Origin of the sequence: Agromyces cavernae (assembly GCF_021044935.1) — a bacterium.
GTDB classification, from domain to species: Bacteria; Actinomycetota; Actinomycetes; order Actinomycetales; family Microbacteriaceae; genus Agromyces; species Agromyces cavernae.
Map to the genome: position 1 here is coordinate 478,669 of NZ_JAJNMP010000001.1, position 20,264 is coordinate 498,932.

Here is a 20,264-nt window from a genome sequence, read left to right on the forward strand (position 1 = left end):
ATCAATCATGGCGGTCGCTCCCTTGAACGGGCTGTGGGCCGACCGACGGTTTCGTGGGTGGGGTCTGGCGCGCCCCGGGGCATCCGTCTACCGTGAAAGCCGGGGGAGATTCGGTGAGCGATTCGGAATACCGACCCCCTTCGTAAAGTTGAGTTCAGTAGACTCAAGTTTGAACGAAGGGAGTGCCTGTGGCCAACATGCAGGGCGCGCCGAGCTCGCAAGAAGAGCAGAAGTCGGCGCTCGAACAGTTCGGTATCAACCTCACCGAGATCGCGAAGGCGGGAAAGCTCGACCCGGTGATCGGGCGCGACGCCGAGATCCGCCGGGTCAGCCAGGTGCTCACCCGGCGCACCAAGAACAACCCCGTGCTCATCGGAGAGCCCGGCGTCGGCAAGACCGCCGTCGTCGAAGGGCTCGCGCAGCGCATCGTCGCGGGCGACGTCGCCGAGTCGCTGAAGAACAAGCAGCTCATCACCCTCGACATCTCGGCGCTCGTGGCCGGTGCGATGTACCGCGGCCAGTTCGAGGAGCGGCTGAAGGCCGTGCTCAAGGAGATCAACGAGGCCGAGGGCCAGATCATCACGTTCGTCGACGAGCTGCACCTGCTCATGGGTGCGGGCGGCGGCGAGGGCTCCGTCGCGGCATCCAACATGCTGAAGCCGATGCTCGCCCGCGGCGAGCTGCGGCTCATCGGCGCGACCACCCTCAACGAGTACCGCGAGTACATCGAGAAGGACGCGGCGCTCGAGCGCCGCTTCCAGCAGGTCTACGTCGGCGAGCCCTCGGTCGAAGACACCGTCGCGATCCTGCGCGGACTCAAGGGCCGCTACGAGGCGCACCACGGGGTCACCATCTCCGACGCGGCGCTCGTGGCCGCGGCATCCCTCTCGAATCGCTACATCTCGGCCCGGCAGCTGCCCGACAAGGCAATCGACCTCGTCGACGAGGCCATGAGCCGCCTCAAGATGGAGATCGACTCGAGCCCCGTCGAGATCGACCAGCTCAAGCGCCAGGTCGACCGATTGAAGCTCGAGGAGCTCGCGCTCAAGAAAGAGAAGGACGACGCGTCGAAGGAGCGGCTCGCCAAGCTGCGCGAGACGCTCGTCGACCACGAGCGCGAGCTCGCCGACCTCGAGGCCAGATGGGCACGCGAACGGATGTCCCTGAATCGCGTCGGCGACCTGAAGAAGCACCTCGACGAGGCCATCACCGAGCGCGACCGCGCCATGCGCGAGGCCGACTACGCGCGCGCCTCGAAGCTCGAGTACGAGACGATCGCGCAACTGCAGCGTGATCTCACGGCCGCCGAGCAGGCCGAGGCCGCGCCCGACGAGCCGCGCATGGTCAACGAGCAGGTCACCGAAGAGGACATCGCGCAGGTCATCGCCGCGTGGACGGGCATCCCCGTCGGCCGGCTGCTGCAGGGCGAGACCGAGAAGCTGCTGCATCTCGAGACCGAGCTCGGCAAGCGGCTCATCGGGCAGAAGCGCGCCGTCGCCTCGGTCGCCGACGCGGTGCGCCGCTCGCGCGCGGGCATCAGCGACCCGAACCGGCCGACCGGCTCGTTCCTGTTCCTCGGCCCGACGGGTGTCGGCAAGACCGAGCTCGCGAAGGCGCTCGCCGAGTTCCTGTTCGACGACGAGCACGCCATGGTGCGCATCGACATGTCGGAGTACGGCGAGAAGTTCTCGGTCTCGAGGCTCGTCGGCGCGCCCCCCGGGTACGTCGGCTACGACCAGGGCGGCCAGCTCACCGAGGCCGTGCGGCGTCGCCCGTACTCGGTGATCCTGTTCGACGAGGTCGAGAAGGCGCACCCCGAGGTGTTCGACGTGCTGCTGCAGGTGCTCGACGACGGGCGCCTGACCGACGGCCAGGGACGCACCGTCGACTTCCGCAACACGATCCTCATCCTCACATCGAACCTCGGCTCGCAGTACCTGATCGATCCGTCGCTCGCGTGGGACGAGAAGGAGCAGGCCGTGCTGCAGACCGTGCGGCAGGCGTTCAAGCCCGAATTCGTGAACCGGCTCGACGACATCGTCGTGTTCTCGGCGCTCTCGGAAGAGGAGCTCGCCGAGATCGTGAACCTCTACATCGACCGTCTGTCGCTGCGGCTGCACGAGCGACGGCTCGAACTCGGGGTCACCCCCGATGCGCGGGCCTGGCTCGCCGAGCGCGGCTACGACCCGCTCTACGGGGCGCGCCCGCTGCGCCGGCTCATGCAGCACGAGATCGACGACCGCCTCGCGCGCGCGCTGCTCACGGGCGCGGTGCGCGATGGCGACACGGTCGTGGTGGGGCTCGCCGACGACGGCGAAGCGCTGGCGGTGACGCGTGCCGAGGCACCCGCCACCGGCGGCGACTCAGTCGATCTCGATGACGACGTGATCGACGCCGAGATCATCGACGAGGGGCAGTAGCGCCCGCCCGCGGCGTCAGTCGACGGGCTCGGGCTCGGCCGAGGGCTCGCGCACGCCGTTCGCGCGTGCCGGTATGCGGCGCTCGAGCACGGTGGCCAGCACACCGATGCCGAGGCAGCCGGCGACCATGATGACGATGTAGAGCGCCGACAGGCCCTGGTCGAGCAGCAGCCCGGCGGCGATCGGCCCCGCGATCGCGCCGCCCTGGAACGCCGCCGAGTTGATGGCGTTGTAGCGACCGCGGTTGTGATCCGAGGCGAGGTCGTTGTACACCGCGGGCACCGTGGGCTGCAGCAGGGTCTCGCCGAACGCGAAGACGCCCATGAACGCCAGCACGCCGATCGCCGCCGCAACCGAATCGGGCAGCAGCCCCGCGGCGCCCAGGATCAACCACGAGCACGCCCACACCAGGGCCATCACCCACATGACGCGCGTGCGACGGCGGCCCGTGATGTACTTCAGCACGGTGAACTGCAGCAGCACGATCACCGCGGTGTTGACGGCGAACGACAGTCCGATCACGCGGGTCGAGACCTCGGCCACTTGGCGCGCGTAGGCCGGGAACCCGGCCTCCATCTGGCCGTAGCCGATGAACATCGCGATGAAGGTGAGCAGCGTCACCCAGATCACCGCGGGCTGCCGGAGGATCTCGCGATACCCGCCGGTCGTGGGGGCGTCGTCGGAGGGCTCGGCCTGGGTGCGGACGTGGCGGAGCGGCCCGAGCAGCAGTGCGACCGGCACGAGGCAGCTGATGGCATCGATGAGGAAGATCGCGGTGAAGGTCTCTGGCGAGTCGACGTCGACGTAGAACCCGCCGATGATGCCGCCCACGCCGATGCCGAGGTTGACGAGCGCGAAGTTGACCCCGAAGTACTGCAGACGGAGGTCGCCGTCGACCACCGCGGCGATCAGGGCGTTGAAGCCCGGCCAGGAGACGCCGAAGTTCACGCCGATCAGCACGAGTGCCACCGCCGCCACGGCGGGGTGCGTAGCGAACGCGAGCAGGGTGCAGCCGGCGATCATCGCCGCGAGCCCGGTGAGCAGCACCGTGCGCGCGCCGAAGCGGTCGATGAGCGTGCCGCCCGGGCCGGTCACGATGAGCCCGACGATCGCGATCAGGCTCATGAGCCCGCCCGAGAGCCCGAGATCGAAGCCCCGCACCTCGTGCAGGTAGATGATCGTGAACGGCAGGGTCAGCCCGCGGCCGAGCGTCTGGATGGCGACCGTCGACAGCAGCCATCGCCCTTCGGTGGGAAGCGCGCCCCAGAACCCTCTCATGCCCGTCACTCCAGCATCCTGTCGGATACCCCCGACATCGCGCGAACCGAAGCCGTGATCCGCGACGGGACTCCTTCGCCGCCGGGCAGGTGAACACCTCGGAACTTCCGCGATCATGCCGTTCGCCCGCGGCATCCGATTCGCTAGGGTGGCGACAACGGGGATCGGTTCGGATGGGGAGGCGCCATGTCAGCGACAACATCGGACGAAGTGAACGAGGTCGTGCTGAGCGGCAGGCAGGGCCGCCTCATCCGTCTCATCGGGCTCGCGGGGATCATCGCGGGCATCCTCATGATCGTGGTCGCGATCGTCGCGTGGGTCGCCGTGACCGCGCAGCTGCGGGCCGAGAACATCACCATCCCCGACGACGCGCCCATCTTCGCGGGCGAGGTCGTCGACGGCCCCATCGACGCCTTCGTGCAGGCGGGCGTCATCAACATGCATGCGCTCGAGGCGAGCGGCGGCAAGACCTATGCCGAGCTCGACCAGGACGACCCCGTGCGGGAGACCGTCATGAACGCCTCGTTCCTGCGCGCCTCGCTGTTCACCTCGGTCGTCGCCTACGGCGTGGCGCTGTTCGCCGCGGGCGTCGGCATCGTGCTCGTGCTCTTCGGATGGGCGCTGCGCATCTTCGTGCCCGTGGCGACCAGGCCGACGCGCACCGCATGACCCCATGACGCGAGGGCTGCACCACGCTCCGGCCGCGGCCGCGACGGTTGCGGCCGCCGGGCATCACGACGCCGCGTCGGTCGTCGAGACCGACCGCGGCCCGGTGCGGGGCGTGCACCGACGTGGCGTGCGCATCTGGCGGGGCATCCCGTACGCGGCAGACACCTCGGGCGATCGGCGCTTCCGGGCGCCGCTCCCCGCGCCCGGTTGGAGCGTCGTGCGCGACGCCACCGAGTACGGACCGGTCGCCCCGCAGAAGCGCAATGGCCAGTTCATCGGTGCCTCGCCGCGCCTTGCGCGCAGCGAGGACTGCCTCAGCGTGAACGTGGTCGCTCCGGCCGATTCGGATGACCCACCCGCCGGTCTGCCCGTGATGGTGTTCATCCACGGCGGGGCGTACAGCGTCGGGTCGTCGGGCGAGTATCCGCAGCAGGGCGAGCGGCTCGTGCGCCGGCACGGGGTCGTCTACGTGAGCTTCAACTATCGGCTCGGCGCGCTCGGCTGGCTCGACTTCCGGGCGTACTCGTCGCCGGGGCATCCGTTCGAATGCAATCTCGGGCTGCGCGACCAGGTCGCCGCGCTCGAGTGGGTGCGCCGCAACATCGGGGCGTTCGGCGGCGATCCCTCGAACGTGACGCTGTTCGGGGAATCATCAGGTGCGAATGCCGTCACGACGCTGCTGACGGTGCCCGCCGCGGAAGGGCTCTTCGCGCGTGCGATCTCGCAGAGCTCGCCGGCGAACGCGGTCTACCTGCCGGATGTCGCGGCGAAATGGGCCGGCGAGTACGTGCAGCACCTCAGTCGCGTCGTCGACGACGACGACCTCGACAGCGAGTCACCCGAGGATGCCGCGGCGATGCTCCGCGCGACCGACGCGATGCTGCTCGCCGAGGCGACCACCGCGCTCACCGTGCGCACGCCCGACGAGAACCCCGGCACCATCAGCCTCGCGCCCGTGATCGACGGCGAGTTCCTGCCGCACCGTCCGCTCGATGCGTTCCGCGACGGCCTCGCGCACCGGGTGCCGCTCATCATCGGCACGAACGATCGCGAGGGCTCGCTCTTCGAGGGGCGCATCAGCATCCTGCCCACGACGAAGCCGCGCATCCGCGCGATCTTCGCGAACACGAAGAAGAAGGCGCGGAAGGCGATCAAGCGGCAGTATCCGGGGCTGCCCGAGCGCCGACCGGCCGCCGACTTCGCGGGCGACTTCACGTTCTGGTTCCCGGGCGTCAAGGTGGCCGAGCGGCACTCGCGCTACGCCCCCGTGTTCATGTACCGCTTCGACGCCGCCCCGCGCATGCCGCGACTGCTCGGCCTCGACGCGACGCACGGCCTCGAGCTCTTCGCGCTCTTCGAGAAGTTCGACAACCCGACCGGCGTCGGGCTGACGCTGCTCGGCGGGCGGCGCATGTTCCGCGAGGTCGGGCGGCGCATGCAGGCGCACTGGACCTCGTTCGCGGCATCCGGAGCACCGCTCGACGACTGGCCGGCGTACGACGAGGCGACGCGGCGCACCCTCATCTTCGACCGCGTCGACCGCGTCGAGCGCGACCCGCGGCGCGAGAAGCGGCTCGCGTGGCAGGCATTCGTGCCGCACGTGTGATGCCGCCGGTCGAGTAGGCCCGCCAGGGTCGTATCGAGACCACTCGTCGGGTCTCGATACGCTCGCCGCGCTCACTACTCGACCGGCGCCTGCGGCTCTAGGCTCGAACCATGCTCGCCACCGTCATCCACGCCGCCCGCGACATCCGCGTCGAGACCGTGCCCGACCCCGTGCTCTCGACCGGCGGGGACGCGATCGTCCGGGTCGTCGCGTCATGCGTGTGCGGCTCCGACCTGTGGCCGTACCGCGGTGTCACTCCGACGCACGCGCCGCACCGCATCGGGCACGAGTTCGTGGGCGTGGTCGAGGCCGTCGGCGATGCGGTCGCCCACGTCGCCGTGGGCGATTTCGTGATCGCCCCGTTCTACGTCTGCGACAACACGTGCATCAACTGCCGCAACGGCGTGTCGACGTCGTGCCTGCACGGCGGCTGGTGGGGCGGCGACGACCGGTTCGGCGGCTTCGCCGACGGTGGGCAGGGCGAGCGCGTGCGCGTGCCGCTCGCCGACGGCACCCTCGTCGTGGTGCCCGGACCCGTCACCGATGACGAGGTTCCCGGGCTGCTCACCCTCTCCGATGTGATGGGCACCGGCCACCACGCCGCGGTTTCGGCCGGGGTCGGCCCGGGCGACTCGGTCGCGGTCGTGGGCGACGGCGCGGTCGGCCTCTGCGCGATCATCGCGGCGCGACGGCTCGGTGCGTCGACGATCATCGCGATGTCGCGGCATCCGCAGCGCCAAGAGCTCGCGCGCGACTTCGGCGCGACGCACCTCGTGGCCGAGCGCGGCAACGTCGGCATCACCGCAGTGCAGGAGATCACCGGGGGCATCGGCGCCGATCGAGTGCTCGAGTGCGTCGGCTCGAAGGAGTCGATGGACCAGGCGATCCGCGCGACCCGCCCGGGCGGCATGGTCGGGTACGTCGGTGCGCCGAACGGCGGGCCCGAGCTGCCCGTGCGGCCGCTCTTCAACCGCAACGTCGGCGTCAACGGGGGTGTCGCACCGGTGCGCGGATACATCGAGGAGTTGCTGCCCGACGTGCGGTCCGGAGCGATCCGGCCGGGTCGCGTGTTCGATCTCGAACTGCCGCTGCGCGACGCCGCCGAGGCGTACGCAGCCATGGACGAGCGCCGTGCGATCAAGGTGCTCCTGCGCCCCTGAAAGCTCGGAAGACCGGCGGATGTCGCGGCCGCGACGGGCGGCGATCGGCCAGCGTGCCCTGAACTGGGGATCGGCGGTGTGCCCTCGGGTTCGTACCCTGAGAGGAGGCAAATCAAGGATCTCTCATGATTGTGAATCGCCGCAGACTGACCGCGAATGCCTTCCTCGCACTCGTGCTCCTGGTCGGCACATCGCTCGCACTGTGGCAGCCGCCTCCCGCTGTCGCCGTGGACTCGCCGGTTCCATCGCTCGTGTCGGCGCAGGTGACGACTCCGGTCGTGCAGGACGGCGAAGACATCATCGTCGCCTGGGAGTTCGATGCCCCGGTCGACTTCGTGAGCTTCCACTTCAGCGACTCGCTCGGCGGTCAGCAGCAGGTCACCTGGAACGGCAACCTCGCCGATGAGGCGGTCGAGGGCCTGCCCCCCGGCGAACTGACGGGTGAAGCCGTCGGGCAGGTGGACGACCCGACATGGCCGCGGGGCACCTTCGCCCTCGACGGGTTCACGTTCGCCTGGGACGGCTGGAAGCACTCCGCGAGCTTCACCGGCGACGCCAATCTCGTTTGGAAGACCGAGGGCGCCGGCATCCCCGGCCCGTTGCCCGATCTGAGCGGCATCACGTTCGATGTCGTGACCGAGGTCGACTTGTCGCGTCCGCCGGCGCTGACCAACGTCGGACGAGTCTCGGGAGGGGGTCTCGCAGGCGGCGACGTGCTCGAGATCGCATTCCGCTTCTCGCTCCCGGTCGACCAGGTCGCCTTCACGTTCACCGATTCGGCGGGCGGCGTGCACACCGTCGAGTGGAACGCATACGACGCCAACCGCGGCATCGCCTCGCGGGTCGGCACCGCAACGGTGCCGATCGACGCGGGCACCTGGCCGCTCGGTGCGGTGACGTTCAATGGCTTCGACTACCTCTGGCCCGTCGGCTCGGTCGGCGCGAGCGCCGCGGGCGCCGCTCTGTGGAAGGTGCCCAGCGGCCTCGCCGACCCGGCGGGAAGCCCGTTCGGCATCGGCGGGCTGAACTTCACCGTCGTGTCCGCGCCTGATCCCGGCCCGGACCCCGATCCCGGTCCGGACCCCGATCCTGATCCCGGTCCCGGTCCCGGTCCCGGCCCCGGCCCGGGACCCGAGCCGACCCTGACGGTGGAGCGGTGGGCCGGACTCGACCGGTTCGCGACCGCGGCCGCGATCTCGAACGCGAACTTCGACGCGGGCGTCGGCGTGGTGTACGTGGCGAACGGCATGAACTTCCCCGACGCGCTGGCGGGTGCGCCGGCGGCCGGCAGGGACCGCGGGCCGGTGCTGCTCGTGCAGCGCGGCTCGATCCCCTCGGTGATCGCGGGCGAGCTCGATCGGCTGGACCCGGGTCGCATCGTGGTGCTCGGCGGTTCGGCCGTCATCGGAGCCGCCGTGTTCCAGTCGCTCGACCAGTACACGACCGGCGCGGTGACGCGCACGGCCGGCCCCGACCGGTTCGGCACGGCGGCCGCGATCTCGTCGAACACCTACGACCCCGGCGTCGGCGTGGTGTACGTCGCGAACGGCATGGACTTCCCCGACGCACTGGCTGGTGCGCCCGTCGCCGGCAAGGACAGCGGGCCGGTGCTGCTCGTACAGCGCGGCTCGATCCCCTCCGGGATCGCGGCCGAGCTCGATCGGCTGAACCCGGGTCGCATCGTGGTGCTCGGTGGCGCAGGCGTCGTCGGCAACGCCGTGTTCCAGTCGCTCGACCAGTACACGACGGGCGCGGTGACGCGTCAGGCCGGCCCCGACCGGTTCGGCACCGCGGCGTCGATCTCGTCGACCTTCGCGGCGGGCGTCGGCACGGTGTACGTGGCCAACGGGATGAACTTCCCCGACGCCCTGGCGGGAGCGCCGGTCGCCGGCATGAACGCGGGTCCGGTGCTGCTCGTGCACACGAACACGATCCCGTCGCCCGTGGCGGATGAACTCGCGAGGCTGAACCCCGCTCGCATCGTGGTGCTCGGTGGAACGGGCGTCGTCGGCAGCAACCTCTTCACGGCGCTCGAGGGTTACCTGAGGTGAGCGCCGTGCCGAGCGACTGACTGCACAAGACACCGAGCGGATGTCCCGGGCGCGGCCCCGGGACATCCGCTCGGCTGTTCGGGGGGCTATTCCGCCGGGCGCGCCAGTTCGTCGCGGATGCCCGCGACGAACGCGTCGATGTCGGCCTCGCTCGTGTCGAACGAGCACATCCAGCGCACCTCGCCCTTCGCGGCGTCCCAGTCGTAGAACTTGAACCCGCGGTCGCGCAGCCGGTCGGCCACGCCACTGGGCAGCACCGCGAAGACGCCGTTCGACTGCGTCGGCTGCGAGAACCCGAGCCCGGGCAGCTCACCGGCGGCGATGCCCGCGTCGAGCGCGTCGCGCAGGCGGGAGGCCATCTCGTTCGCATGCGTAGCGTTGCGCAGCCACAGGTCGCCCTCGTACAGCGCGATGAGCTGCGCCGAGACGAATCGCATCTTCGACGCGAGCTGCATGTTGAGCTTGCGCAGGTACTTCAGGCCCTCGGTCGCCTCGGGGTTCAGCACGACGACGGCCTCGGCGCCGAGGCATCCGTTCTTGGTGCCGCCGACGCTCAACAAGTCGACGCCCGCGTCGCGCGTGAACGCGCGCAGCGGCAGCCCGACCGACGCACCGGCGTTGCCGAGCCGCGCGCCGTCGAGGTGCAGCTTCATGCCGTGCCCGTGGGCATGGTCGGCGATGGCGCGGATCTCGTCGACCGTGTACGCCGTGCCGAGCTCGGTGGTCTGCGTGATCGACACGACGAGCGGCTGCGCGCGGTGCTCGTCGCCCCAGCCCCACGCCTCGCGGTCGATGAGCTCAGGGGTGAGCTTGCCGTCGGGCGCGTCGACCGCGAGCAGCTTGATGCCGCCCACCCGCTCGGGCGCGCCGCCCTCATCGGAGTTGATGTGCGCGGTCTTCGCCGAGATCACGGCACCCCAGCGCGGCAGCATCGACTGCAGGGCGGTGACGTTCGCGCCCGTGCCGTTGAACACCGGGAACGCCTCGGTGCCCGCGCCGAAGTGTTCGGCGAACACCTCCTGCAGGCGGTCGGTGTAGACGTCTTCGCCATAGGCGACCTGGTGGCCGTCGTTCGCGGCGCTGATCGCGACGAGGATCGCGGGGTGAACCCCCGAGTAGTTGTCGGAGGCGAAGCCGCGGAAGGACGTGTCGTGGAGCTGCTGGGTCACCGGACCATCCTCCCATTCACGGGCGTGCGCCGTGGTGGCGGACGGCGCAGGGAAGCAGCGTTCCGAATGAGGTCGACGCACGTATCCCGCGCCGGGTTTGCGATGCGCACGCGAAAGGGCCGGGCCACCGCAGCGACCCGGCCCCGTCGGTGCGATCAGCCCCGAGGCTTCGACGGCGGGGTTGCCGGCGTCGCCTTCGAGACGCGTGGGCTCGCGGTCGCGGCGTCGGATGCCTCGGAGGCGCCGTACGCATTCGCCGCCGTCACGGTCACGGTGTAGTCGACCCCGTTGCGCAGCCCGGTGAGCGCGGCCTCGGCCTCGACGGTCTCGACGACGACCGGCACGGCCTGCTTCGACTTGCCACCGGTGACGACGGGCAACGCAGTGACCGTGTACGAGGTGATCGCCGAGTGCCCGTCGCTCTCAGGAGCCTGCCAGGTCACGACCGCTCGCGCATCGCCCGAGGTGACGGCGACGGCTCGCGGGGCGCTCGGGGCGGTCGGCTGCGCCTGCTCGAAGCGCACTCGGTCGACCGTCCAGAACGCGCTGTTCGTGCCGGTGTAGCGGAAGCGGAACTGCACCGACTGCGCGCCCTCGGGCACGGCGAGATCGAATCGTTCGTTTCGATTGACGTTCGAGCCGTACGAGGTGAGCAGCACGGGCTCGCCGCCGTCGAAGCTCGCGAAGACCTCGCCCGACTGCGGCCCGTCGATGCGGTAGTTCGAGGCGAACGAGAGCACCGCATCGTTCGCGCCGGTGAGCGGGTAGGCGGGGCTCACGAGCGTGGAGTCGAACGCACCAGCGGCATGGGCCTTGTCATCCCACTCATCGGAGTCGGCGACGGCGAACACATCGCGGTTGCGCACGCTCGTCTCGCGACCTTGGCCGAGCTCGACGTTCGTCCAGAACTCGTCGGTCGTGAACGACCAGCCGGTCCACTCGGCGATCCCGCCGCTCGGCATGGCGGAGTTGTCGATCGTCCAGCCCTCGGGGGCGGTGTGCGTCCAGCCCAGCACGCCGGCAGCCGGGCGCGTCTCGTCGAGCCTGGGCTGCAGCAGCGGGCGCACGGCGTCGAAGTCGTCGGCCTCGAGCTCGCCGATGGCGGTGCCGTCGAGGTCCCACGAGGCATCCGTCGCGATGCCGTCGGCGGCGAGCACCGTCGGCGCGATGTCGACGACCTTCACGTCGTTGCGCACCGACCCGGCCTCGATGCCCGGGCCTGAGGCGATGACGAAGGTCTTGCGCTCGGCGGGCGTGCTGCCGCCGTGGCCACCGGCCGGCCGGTGACCGTGGTCGGCGGTGACGATGATCAGCCAGTCCTCGTCCGCCCGGGTCGGGCGAGCGTCGATGGCGGTGAGCATCTCGCCGAGCTGCGCGTCGGCGCGCTTCAACGCCTCGCCGTACGCGGTGCCGTTCGTGCCGACCGAGTGCCCGGCGCCGTCGACTTCGTCGAGGTGGATGAACACGTCGTCGGGGTCGCCCGAGCGCAGACGCTCGACGGCCTGCGCGGTCGTGCCGACATCGTTGCCTCCGGCGATGCGCTCGTCGACGGCCGGGCCGAAGATGGTCTGCGGGATGGGCGACCAGGTGCCGATGACGAGCGTCGAGCGCTCGGGCGCGGCCGCCTCGACGCGGGTGAGGTAGTCGGGGTACTGGTCGTATCGGGGGGCGCTGAAGCTGTTGTCGACGACCCCGTGCTTGTCGGGCCATGCGCCCGTGGCGATGCTCGACCAGCCCGGACCCGAAACGGTGCCGGCCAACGGTTGCGCGTAGAGGTTGCTCGAGGCGGTGAGCCCGGCTGTGCGCAACGCGTCGAGGTTCGGCATCTCGGCCGCCTCGAGGAAGTCGAAGCTCGCGCCGTCGATGCCGACGACGAGGGTCTTCACGGCGCGACCGTCGGAGGTCACGGGAGCGGCGGACTGCCAGCCGGCGGGGGCCGCGGTCGCGCCCTGGGCGCTGAGGGGCGCCGCGACGAGGGCGGCGGCGAGGAACGAGATCGAAACGACGCGAGGAGCGCGGTTCGGCGAGGGCATGGCGATGGGCCTCCGAATCGGGGTGGGATGCGCGGCGGCGGATGCCTGCCGCAGTCCCAGTCTTCGGAGCCGGTGCTGCCTGGTTCAAAGTGAATCGCGAGTTGTCTAGAGATGTTGGCCGCGGGTTCACGCGATCGGCGCCGGAATTCGGTCGGATCGCGGCAAAGGAAGGTGAACAACTCCTGTCGCGGCAACGTCATGTCGATACACCTCAGCGGCGTCGATCTGCCCATGTCGACCGAAACAGGGCTCTCGCCCACTCAGGAGAATGGGCCCCAAACCCCCGTGAGAGCGGGGTGTGGGGCCCATTCTCCTGCGTAAGCCAAGGGCCGGCGAGCGCTGGCCGGTGCGCTCGCCCGCGTCGCTCGCGCCTACCCGCGCAGCGCCTCGCCGAGCGGCACCCGCGCGCCGGTCTTCAACAGCGTGTTGCGGTAGATGCGCTCGCCGATCAGCACCGCGAGCGCCGTCGTGGCGAGCAGGATCGCGAGCGACACGAACGGCTCCCACCACTCGGCGGTGCCGAGGAACACGCGCATCGGCATGCCGACGGGCGCCGAGAACGGCACGTAGCTCATGATCGCGAGCACCGTGGGGTTGTCGTTGAAGAAGATCACGAGGAAGTAGGGGATCATCACGAGCATCGTCACCGGGGTCGTCACCGAGCCGATGTCCTCGGCGCGGGACACCATGGCCGCGCTCGCCGCGAACAGCGCCGCGAGCATGACGAATCCGATCGCGAAGAACACGATGAACCAGATCACCGACGTGCCGAGCCCGCCGAGCAGCACCCGCTGCCCGGTGAGGATGAGCCCGAGGATCGCGAGCGCGGCGATCGCGAGGATCTGCCCGAAGGCGAGCACGCTGTTGCCGATGACCTTGCCGGTGAGCAGCGCGCGGGCCGTGACGGTAGAGAGCAGGATCTCGACGACGCGCGTCTGCTTCTCCTCGACGACCGACTGGGCGATGGTCGTGCCGAAGGTGAGCGCCGACATGAAGAACACGATGCCGAATCCGAACGCCACGAGGTAGGCGAGGGTCGGGTCGACGGCGGCGGGTTCGAGCAGCTCGACGGTCGGCTGCACCGACAGCGCCTGTACGACCGAGTCGGGCGTCGAGTCCAAGCCGATCACGGTGATGCCGAGCGGGTCGGATGCCGCGGGCGCGACGATCGCGTCGACCTCGCCGTCGCGCAGCAGTTGCTCGGCGGCGGTCTCGTCGGCGGCCGGAACCGCCTCGAGGGCGTCGTTGCCGTCGACCACCGCGGTCGCGCCGCCGATGACGGCGACCTTCGTCGTTTCGGACTGCCCTCCGAAGATGCTGCCGAGCATGACCGACGCGAGCACCGCGAGCATCAGCACGCCCGTGGAGATGAGGAACGCCTTGCTGCGCAGCCGCATCGTGATCTCGCGTCCGGCGATCAGCGACACGCTGTCGACGAAGCTCGGGGTCGCCGGTCGAGTAGGCGCGCCAGCGCCGTATCGAGACCCCGTGCCTGGTCTCGATTCGCTCGCTTCGCTCGCTACGCGACCGGCGGACCGACCCTGTTCCGTGCTCATCGCACGACCTCCTTGAAGATCTGGGCGAGCGTGGTGTGCTCGCGAGTGAAGCTGACGACCCCGCCGCGGGCGACCGCCTCGGCGAGCACTGCCTGGCGGGCGGCATCCGATTCGGCTTCGAACACCGCCCAGCCGCCGTCGAACTCGACGACCTGGATGCCGGGCTGTTCGCGCAGCCAGCCGGCGTCGCCGGCGGTCAGCAGCTCCCAGCGCTCGGAGCCGTGCTCGGTGCGCAGTGTGTCGCCCGGGCCGGCCGCGGCGATGCGCCCCCCGGCGATGATGACGAGGTCGTCGCAGAGCCGCTCGACGATGTCGAGCTGGTGCGACGAGAACAGCACGGGGGCGCCCGCGGCGGCGACATCGGCGAGCACGCCCTGCACGGTCTCGACCGCCATCGGGTCGAGGCCCGAGAACGGCTCGTCGAGCACGAGCACCTCGGGTTGGTGCACGAGGGCGGCGGCGATCTGGGCCCGCTGCTGGTTGCCGAGCGAGAGCGACTCGATCGTGTCGTTCGTGCGCTCGCCGAGGCCCAGTCGCTCGAGCAGTTCGAGCGCGTTGCGGTGTGCTGCGGCGGGTGCCCAACCGTGCAGGCGCGCCAGGTAGACGGTCTGCTCGAGCACCTTCATCTTGGGATAGAGGCCCCGCTCCTCGGGCATGTAGCCGAAGCGCCGGCGGTCGGCCTCGGTGATCGGTGCGCCGCCGAGGGTGACACTGCCGCCGTCGGAGGCGAGCACCCCCAGGATGATGCGCATCGTGGTGGTCTTGCCGGCGCCGTTGCCGCCGACGAAGCCCGTGAGGCGGCCGTCGCCGACGGTGAAGCTCACCTGATCGAGCGCGAGGCGGTCGCCGTAGCGTTTGCTGACGTTGCTGAGTTCGAGCATGCCTTCACGCTACGGATGTCGCGTGGTGGGGACATCCGTCTCGTGGCGGGTATTCGTCGTCCGCCGTCAGGGGGAGGGGTTCCGGATGTCGGAGGTGGGGATTATCGTCGCTTGCGTGTCCGAGGAGTTGAGCGGATCAGAAGTGGAGGAAGCGGCGACGGAGTCGTCGCCGTCGCAGGCGATCACGCCGCCGCCGGGTGGCATGCGCACGTTCGTGCACGTTCTCGTGAACACGATGATCGCGAACGTGACGACGAGCTTCCTCTGGTTCGCGCTCACGTTCTGGGTGTACCTCGAGACGCGCTCCGTGCTTGCGACGGGCATCATCGGCGGCGCCTACATGCTGCTCATCGCCGCATTCGGCATCGTCTTCGGCACCATCGTCGATCGTCATAAGAAGTACCGCGTGATGGTGCTCGCGAGTGTCGTCACGCTCGGCGCCTTCGTCGTGGCCGGACTGCTGTATCTCGCGCAGCCCGAATCCGCCCTCGTCGACCTCGGCGGTCCGTGGTTCTGGGTGTTCTCGGGCATCATCCTCTTCGGCTCGGTCGTCGAGCACATGCGCAACATCGCGCTCTCCACCACCGTCACGCTGCTCGTCCCCGTCGATCGACACGCGAACGCCAACGGCATGGTGGGCACCGTGCAGGGACTGGCATTCGTCGTGACGAGCGTGTTCAGCGGACTCGCGATCGGGCTCCTCGGCATGGGCTGGACGCTCGCGATCGCCATCGCGGCGACCCTGATCGCGCTCGTGCACCTGCTCTTCATCCGCATCCCCGAGCAGAAACCGGTCGTCGAGGACGGCCGCCCTCCCGCCGTCGACCTGCGGGGGAGCATCGCCGCGGTCCGCGCCGCGCCCGGCCTCTTCGCCCTCATCCTCTTCACGACCCTCAACAACCTGATCGGCGGTATCTACATCGCGCTGATGGATCCGTACGGCCTCACGCTCTTCCCGGTCGAGGGGTGGGGTGTCGTGTTCGCGGTCGCCTCGACCGGCTTCATCATCGGCGGACTCGTGATCGCGAAGTGGGGACTCGGGCGCAACCCGATCCGTACGATGCTCCTCGTCGCCGTCGCGATGGGACTGCTCGGAGCGCTGTTCACGATCCGCGAGTGGTGGCTCCTCTATGCGGCCGGCATCTGGCTCTACATGCTGCTCATCCCCGCGGTCGAGGCGTCGGAGCAGACGGTGATCCAGAAGGTCGTGCCGTTCGAACGCCAGGGCCGCGTGTTCGGTCTCGCGCAGGCGTTCGAAGCCGCCGCGGCGCCGATCACGGCGTTCCTCATCGCCCCCATCGCCGAGTTCTGGATCATCCCGTACATGAATTCAGCAGGCGGACAGACGACGTGGGGCTGGCTCGTCGGCGAAGGCGACGCACGCGGCATCGCGCTCATCTTCTTCTTCAGCGGACTCGCCCTCGTCGCGCTCGCGCTGCTCGCATTCGGCACGCGCGCGTACCGACTGCTCTCGAAGCAGTTCCTGGGCAACGAGCCGTCGGAGCCCGCCGACCGGCACGAGCCGGTGCGCGCCGAGGGGTGACGCCGGCGGCTCAGCGCACGCGGTAGCTCAGCGCACGCGGTAGTTCATGCCGACGTATCCGCTCGGATGCGGCGTGATGCTGTCGAGCGCGAGCCGTCGCCGCTCGAGGCCCGACGGCGTGAACGACCGGCCGTCGCCGATCAGGACGGGCACCATGCGCAGGCGCACCTCTTCGACGAGGCCCGCCTCGAACAGCGCGTCGGCGAGGGTCAGGCTGCCCCACACGACGATGCGTTCGAACCGTTGCTTGAGCGCGGCCGCGGCCTCGGCGCCGTCGCCACGGAGGATCTCGATCGAGCCGTCGCCCCATGGCGCGTCGGCGAGCGTGTTCGACACCACGAACTTCGGCAGCCGGTTGATGGGCTCGGCGACGGGCTCGGCGTCGGCGTCGGCGGTCGGCCAGTAGTCCGTGAACATCCGGTACGTGTTCGCGCCGAAGAGGATCGCGTCGACGTGCTGCATGAACTCGAGCTGGTTCTCGTCGACGAGGTCTTCGGGCGCGAAGGCCTCGAAGAACCCGATGCCCCCGTCGGGCTCGGCCGCGTACCCGTCGACGGTCACGACCTGCTCCACCGCGAGGCGGCCCATCACGCGCCTCCGCCGGCCAGCTGCTCGGCGAGCATGTCGAATGCGGAGTCCCAGCCGTCGTAGACGTTGTCGTCACCGGGCGCGCCGTCCCAGCCCAGGAGGTGGAAGTGCATCTGCGTGCGGCCCTCGGGAAGCTCGCTGAGTTCCACCGTGATGACGGGCGCCTCGTCGTCGGGGTCGCCGGGTGACGCCCAGGTGAACACGAGTCGCTCGGGCGGCGAGACCTCGCGGTACACGCCGACCGTCGGGTATTCCTGACCGTCGGCCGGGTTCACCATCGTGTAGGCGTAGCGGCCGCCGGGGCGGACGTCGAAGGCGATGCTGCCGGGCTTGATCTCGATGCCGCGCGGGTGCCACCATGCGGAGGCCTCGCCCTCGGTCGTCCAGGCCTGCCAGACGAGATCGCGGGGCGCGTCGAAGACGCGGGTGATGGAGAACTGCTTGCTGCCGGTTGCCGTCTGCTCAGGCATCGGTCTGTCCTTTCAGTTCGCGGAGTCGCTCGTCGAGCGCGTCGAAGCGCTCGTTCCACTCGTCGCGGTGGCGTTCGACCCAAGCGGATGCCTCGTCGAGCGGTTCGGTGCGGAGGGTGCACCTGCGCCACTGCGCGTCGGCAGTGCGTTCGATGAGGCCCGCACGCTCGAGCACCTTGAGGTGCTGCGAGATCGCGGGTCGGCTCATGGCGAACGGCTCGGCCAGTTCGCCGACGGTCGTCGGCCCGCCGCGCAGGCGCGAGATGATCGCGCGCCGCGTCGGGTCGGCCAGCGCCTGGAACACGAGGCTGAGCTCGTCGCCCACAGCTGCCATGTAAGCAACTCCTTATGTAATGATGTGCTTAACTGTAGGCAGGTGCGGATGCTGCGTCAACCCCCGATCCCGCGAAGCAGGAAGTCCCCCGCCCCCGACACGTCGGCGGCGCGGCCGTGGCGCGGCCGCGGCGCGTCGGGTTGCACCGAGTTCCTGCATCGGGTGGCGTGGTCGAGCAGGCGAAAGCCGGTGTGGCGGCGCGCCGGTGATGGCGTCGCCGGTCACGTCGACGGCCGCACCACCCCGTGCTCGTACGCGTAGACGACGGCGTGCACGCGGTCGCGCAGGCCGAGCTTCATGAGCACCTTCGAGACGTGCGTCTTCACCGTCGCCTCGCCGACCCAGATGCGCCCGGCGATCTCGGCGTTCGAGAGACCCTCGGCGAGCAGTGCGAGCACCTCGCGCTCGCGGTCGGTGAGGCTGGCGAGCTCCGCCGGCATTCCTGCCAGTGTTGCCGCTCCGAAAACAGGAACTCGGGCGGCGCGGCCGTCTCTGCTTCCTGTTTTCGGTGCCGGCTCGGCGTGTCTTCCTGTTTCCGGAGCGGTGGGAGCGGTGGGAGCGGTGGGAGCGGTGGGAGCGGTGGGAGCGGTGGGCGCGGCGGGCGGGGCGGGAGCGGGAGCCGAGGGCGGCGTGCCGCGGCGCGCGACCGCCTCGATGACGCGGCGGGTGACATCGGGCGAGAGCAGCGCGTCGCCCCGGGCGACGACCTGCACGGCCTCGATCAACTGCTCGGGGCTCGAGTTCTTCAGGAGGAACCCGCTCGCGCCCGCCTCGAGTGCGGCGAAGAGGTAGTCCTCGCGGTTGAACGTCGTCAGCACGAGCACGGCGGCGTCGGATGTCGCGTCCGCGGTGATGCGTCGCGTGGCCTCGAGTCCGTCCATGCCGGGCATCTGCACGTCCATGCACACCACGTCGGGCGCGAACTCCATGACCGCGGCGATCGCGGCGGCGCCATCGGCTGCCTCGGCGACGACCTCGATGCCGTCCTCGGAGTCGAGGATCGTGCGGAACCCGGCGCGCACGAGCGCCTGGTCGTCGACGACGAGCACGCGGATGCTCACTTGGGCACCTCCTCGTCCCGCCGCATCGGGAATCGCGCTCGCACGAGGTACCCGCCGCGGGCGCGCGGCCCCAGTTCGATGGTTCCTCCGGCTGCGGCGACGCGCTCGCGCATTCCGAGTTGCCCGAGGCCGTTGCCCGGGACATCCGTCACCCCGTGACCGACCGCGCGCGTGACGCTGCCCGTGTTCGTCACCTCGATCTCGAGCGTCTCGTCGGACCAGCGCACGCGGACGTCGGCCGTGGCTGCCGCACCGGCGTGCTTGCGCACGTTGGTCAGCGCCTCCTGGACGATGCGGAAGGCGCTGAGCCCGACCACCGGCGACACCGGCCGCGGTTCGCCCACGATCGCGAGGGTCGTCGGCAGCCCGCCTGCCGTCGACTCGGCGACGAGTTCGTCGATGCGGTCGACGCCACGGGTCGACGTGCTCGTGATCGCGGGCTCATCCATCAGGGCGAGCGCCGGCGCGACCGCGACCTCACCCGTGTCGGCCGTGCCGCGCAGCGTGCCCAGCAGCCGGTGCAGTTCGTCGACGGCATCGCGCGCGCTCGACTCGATCGCCGAGAGCGACGCCGACGCCGCATCGGGATCCTTCGCGAGCACCCGCCGCGCCGCCCCGGCCTGCACGCCGATCACCGAGACATGGTGGGCGACCACGTCGTGCAGTTCGCGGGCGATGCGCAACCGCTCGATGGCGACCGCCTGCACGCGCGTGCGCTCGCGCTCGGTCGCGAGCTCGGCGGTGCGCTGCTCGAGCTCCGCCCGAGAGCGTGCCGAGCGGTACGCGTTGTCGCCGAAGTACCACGCGCCGCCGAAGTAGAGCAGGTTGGTGAGCACGTTGATGAGTCCGTAGGCGACGTACGGCGAGAGAGCGCCGTCGCGCGGCAGGTCGGGAAGGTAGTCCTGCACGGCCGAGTAGAAGATCAGCCCCCAGAAGAGCCACGCGAACATGCCCACGACGATCACGCCGCGCACGATCGTCGCGCGCCGGCGACTGCGGCCCCAGGCGCCGACGGTGTAGATCGCGACGAACAGGCAGATGTTGCTGATGAGTGCCTCGCCGGCCATCGTCACCGCGCCGACGATGAAGGCGACGGATGCCACGAGCGCGACGATCTCGGGTTGCAGACGTCGCGCGGCGAGGGGGAGCGACATCGCGGGCACCCAGATGACGGAGGCCCACCAGGGGCTGTCCTCGCCCCATCCCGTGATGCGGTAGAGCACGACGCTCGCCGAGAGCCCGACGAGCAGCACCAGGGCGAGCACGAGGTCGTTGCGCAGGCCGGCGCGGCCCGGCCGGGGGCGCACCCACTCGACGCCGTCGATCACGGGCGGTGCCGGGATTGCGCTCATTCCTCAACGCTAGCGAGCGGGTCGGGAAGGGTCATCCGTCGTGCGGCGGATTCGGCGGGGCGCGTCCGGGTAGCGCCGGAGCCGCGCCCGGGC

General features: G+C 70.2%; 16 protein-coding genes. 6 read left to right on the plus strand and 10 right to left on the minus strand.

Features of this window, described 5'->3' with window-relative positions; genetic code table 11:
* Nucleotides 1–197: 197 nt before the first annotated feature.
* Nucleotides 198–2,420, plus strand: a complete 2,223-nt coding sequence (locus LQ757_RS02200) for an ATP-dependent Clp protease ATP-binding subunit (protein WP_231046285.1) — start codon at nucleotides 198–200, stop codon at nucleotides 2,418–2,420.
* A 15-nt stretch (nucleotides 2,421–2,435) separates the two neighbouring features.
* Here LQ757_RS02200 and LQ757_RS02205 read toward each other — a convergent pair whose 3' ends face one another.
* Nucleotides 2,436–3,698 (minus strand): MFS transporter, encoded by a 1,263-nt coding sequence (locus LQ757_RS02205; protein ID WP_231046286.1) that lies wholly within the window; start codon nucleotides 3,696–3,698, stop codon nucleotides 2,436–2,438.
* Between the two features lie 186 nt (nucleotides 3,699–3,884).
* Between LQ757_RS02205 and LQ757_RS02210 the strand changes: the two genes are divergently transcribed.
* The 4 genes from LQ757_RS02210 to LQ757_RS02225 all read left to right on the plus strand — a co-directional run bounded on the left by LQ757_RS02210 (nucleotide 3,885) and on the right by LQ757_RS02225 (nucleotide 9,184).
* On the plus strand, nucleotides 3,885–4,367 hold the full coding sequence (locus tag LQ757_RS02210) for an aromatic ring-opening dioxygenase LigA (protein ID WP_308195537.1): 483 nt from the start codon (nucleotides 3,885–3,887) through the stop codon (nucleotides 4,365–4,367).
* Nucleotides 4,368–4,371: 4 nt separating this feature from the next.
* Complete coding sequence (locus LQ757_RS02215) at nucleotides 4,372–5,973, plus strand: carboxylesterase/lipase family protein (protein WP_231045571.1); 1,602 nt, start codon at nucleotides 4,372–4,374, stop codon at nucleotides 5,971–5,973.
* Nucleotides 5,974–6,083: 110 nt separating this feature from the next.
* Entirely contained in the window at nucleotides 6,084–7,133 is a 1,050-nt protein-coding gene (locus LQ757_RS02220; protein WP_231045572.1) for a zinc-dependent alcohol dehydrogenase family protein, read from the plus strand.
* A 125-nt stretch (nucleotides 7,134–7,258) separates the two neighbouring features.
* Entirely contained in the window at nucleotides 7,259–9,184 is a 1,926-nt protein-coding gene (locus LQ757_RS02225) for a cell wall-binding repeat-containing protein (RefSeq protein ID WP_231045573.1), read from the plus strand.
* 86 nt (nucleotides 9,185–9,270) lie between these two features.
* Here LQ757_RS02225 and LQ757_RS02230 read toward each other — a convergent pair whose 3' ends face one another.
* From LQ757_RS02230 to LQ757_RS02245, 4 genes are all read right to left on the minus strand, one after another.
* Nucleotides 9,271–10,353 (minus strand): threonine aldolase family protein, encoded by a 1,083-nt coding sequence (locus LQ757_RS02230; RefSeq protein ID WP_231045574.1) that lies wholly within the window; start codon nucleotides 10,351–10,353, stop codon nucleotides 9,271–9,273.
* Between the two features lie 155 nt (nucleotides 10,354–10,508).
* Nucleotides 10,509–12,386 (minus strand): alkaline phosphatase family protein, encoded by a 1,878-nt coding sequence (locus tag LQ757_RS02235; protein WP_231045575.1) that lies wholly within the window; start codon nucleotides 12,384–12,386, stop codon nucleotides 10,509–10,511.
* A gap of 371 nt (nucleotides 12,387–12,757) precedes the next feature.
* A complete protein-coding gene (locus tag LQ757_RS02240; RefSeq protein WP_255680982.1) occupies nucleotides 12,758–13,942 on the minus strand; it encodes an ABC transporter permease in 1,185 nt (394 codons plus the stop codon).
* Nucleotides 13,939–14,823, minus strand: coding sequence for an ABC transporter ATP-binding protein (locus tag LQ757_RS02245; RefSeq protein WP_231045576.1), 885 nt, complete (start codon nucleotides 14,821–14,823; stop codon nucleotides 13,939–13,941). The genes LQ757_RS02240 and LQ757_RS02245 overlap by 4 nt, the downstream gene beginning before the upstream one ends.
* A 202-nt stretch (nucleotides 14,824–15,025) precedes the next feature.
* On the opposite strand from LQ757_RS02245, the gene LQ757_RS02250 reads away from it, so the two are divergent.
* Nucleotides 15,026–16,366: an MFS transporter gene (locus LQ757_RS02250; RefSeq protein ID WP_231046289.1), complete on the plus strand. Its 1,341-nt coding sequence runs from the start codon at nucleotides 15,026–15,028 to the stop codon at nucleotides 16,364–16,366.
* Between the two features lie 27 nt (nucleotides 16,367–16,393).
* Here LQ757_RS02250 and LQ757_RS02255 read toward each other — a convergent pair whose 3' ends face one another.
* The 5 genes from LQ757_RS02255 to LQ757_RS02275 all read right to left on the minus strand — a co-directional run bounded on the left by LQ757_RS02255 (nucleotide 16,394) and on the right by LQ757_RS02275 (nucleotide 20,171).
* Nucleotides 16,394–16,954, minus strand: coding sequence for a dihydrofolate reductase family protein (locus LQ757_RS02255; protein WP_231045577.1), 561 nt, complete (start codon nucleotides 16,952–16,954; stop codon nucleotides 16,394–16,396).
* Nucleotides 16,954–17,424 carry an SRPBCC family protein gene (locus tag LQ757_RS02260; protein WP_231045578.1) on the minus strand — a complete coding sequence of 157 codons (471 nt, stop codon included), beginning with the start codon at nucleotides 17,422–17,424 and terminating at the stop codon, nucleotides 16,954–16,956. The genes LQ757_RS02255 and LQ757_RS02260 overlap by 1 nt, the downstream gene beginning before the upstream one ends.
* Nucleotides 17,417–17,758: an ArsR/SmtB family transcription factor gene (locus LQ757_RS02265; protein WP_231045579.1), complete on the minus strand. Its 342-nt coding sequence runs from the start codon at nucleotides 17,756–17,758 to the stop codon at nucleotides 17,417–17,419. Before LQ757_RS02265 ends, LQ757_RS02260 begins: the two co-directional genes overlap by 8 nt.
* Nucleotides 17,759–17,979: 221 nt before the next feature.
* Nucleotides 17,980–18,819 (minus strand): response regulator transcription factor, encoded by an 840-nt coding sequence (locus LQ757_RS02270; RefSeq protein ID WP_231045580.1) that lies wholly within the window; start codon nucleotides 18,817–18,819, stop codon nucleotides 17,980–17,982.
* Nucleotides 18,816–20,171 carry a sensor histidine kinase gene (locus LQ757_RS02275; protein WP_231045581.1) on the minus strand — a complete coding sequence of 452 codons (1,356 nt, stop codon included), beginning with the start codon at nucleotides 20,169–20,171 and terminating at the stop codon, nucleotides 18,816–18,818. The genes LQ757_RS02270 and LQ757_RS02275 overlap by 4 nt, the downstream gene beginning before the upstream one ends.
* Between the last annotated feature and the right edge of the window lie 93 nt (nucleotides 20,172–20,264).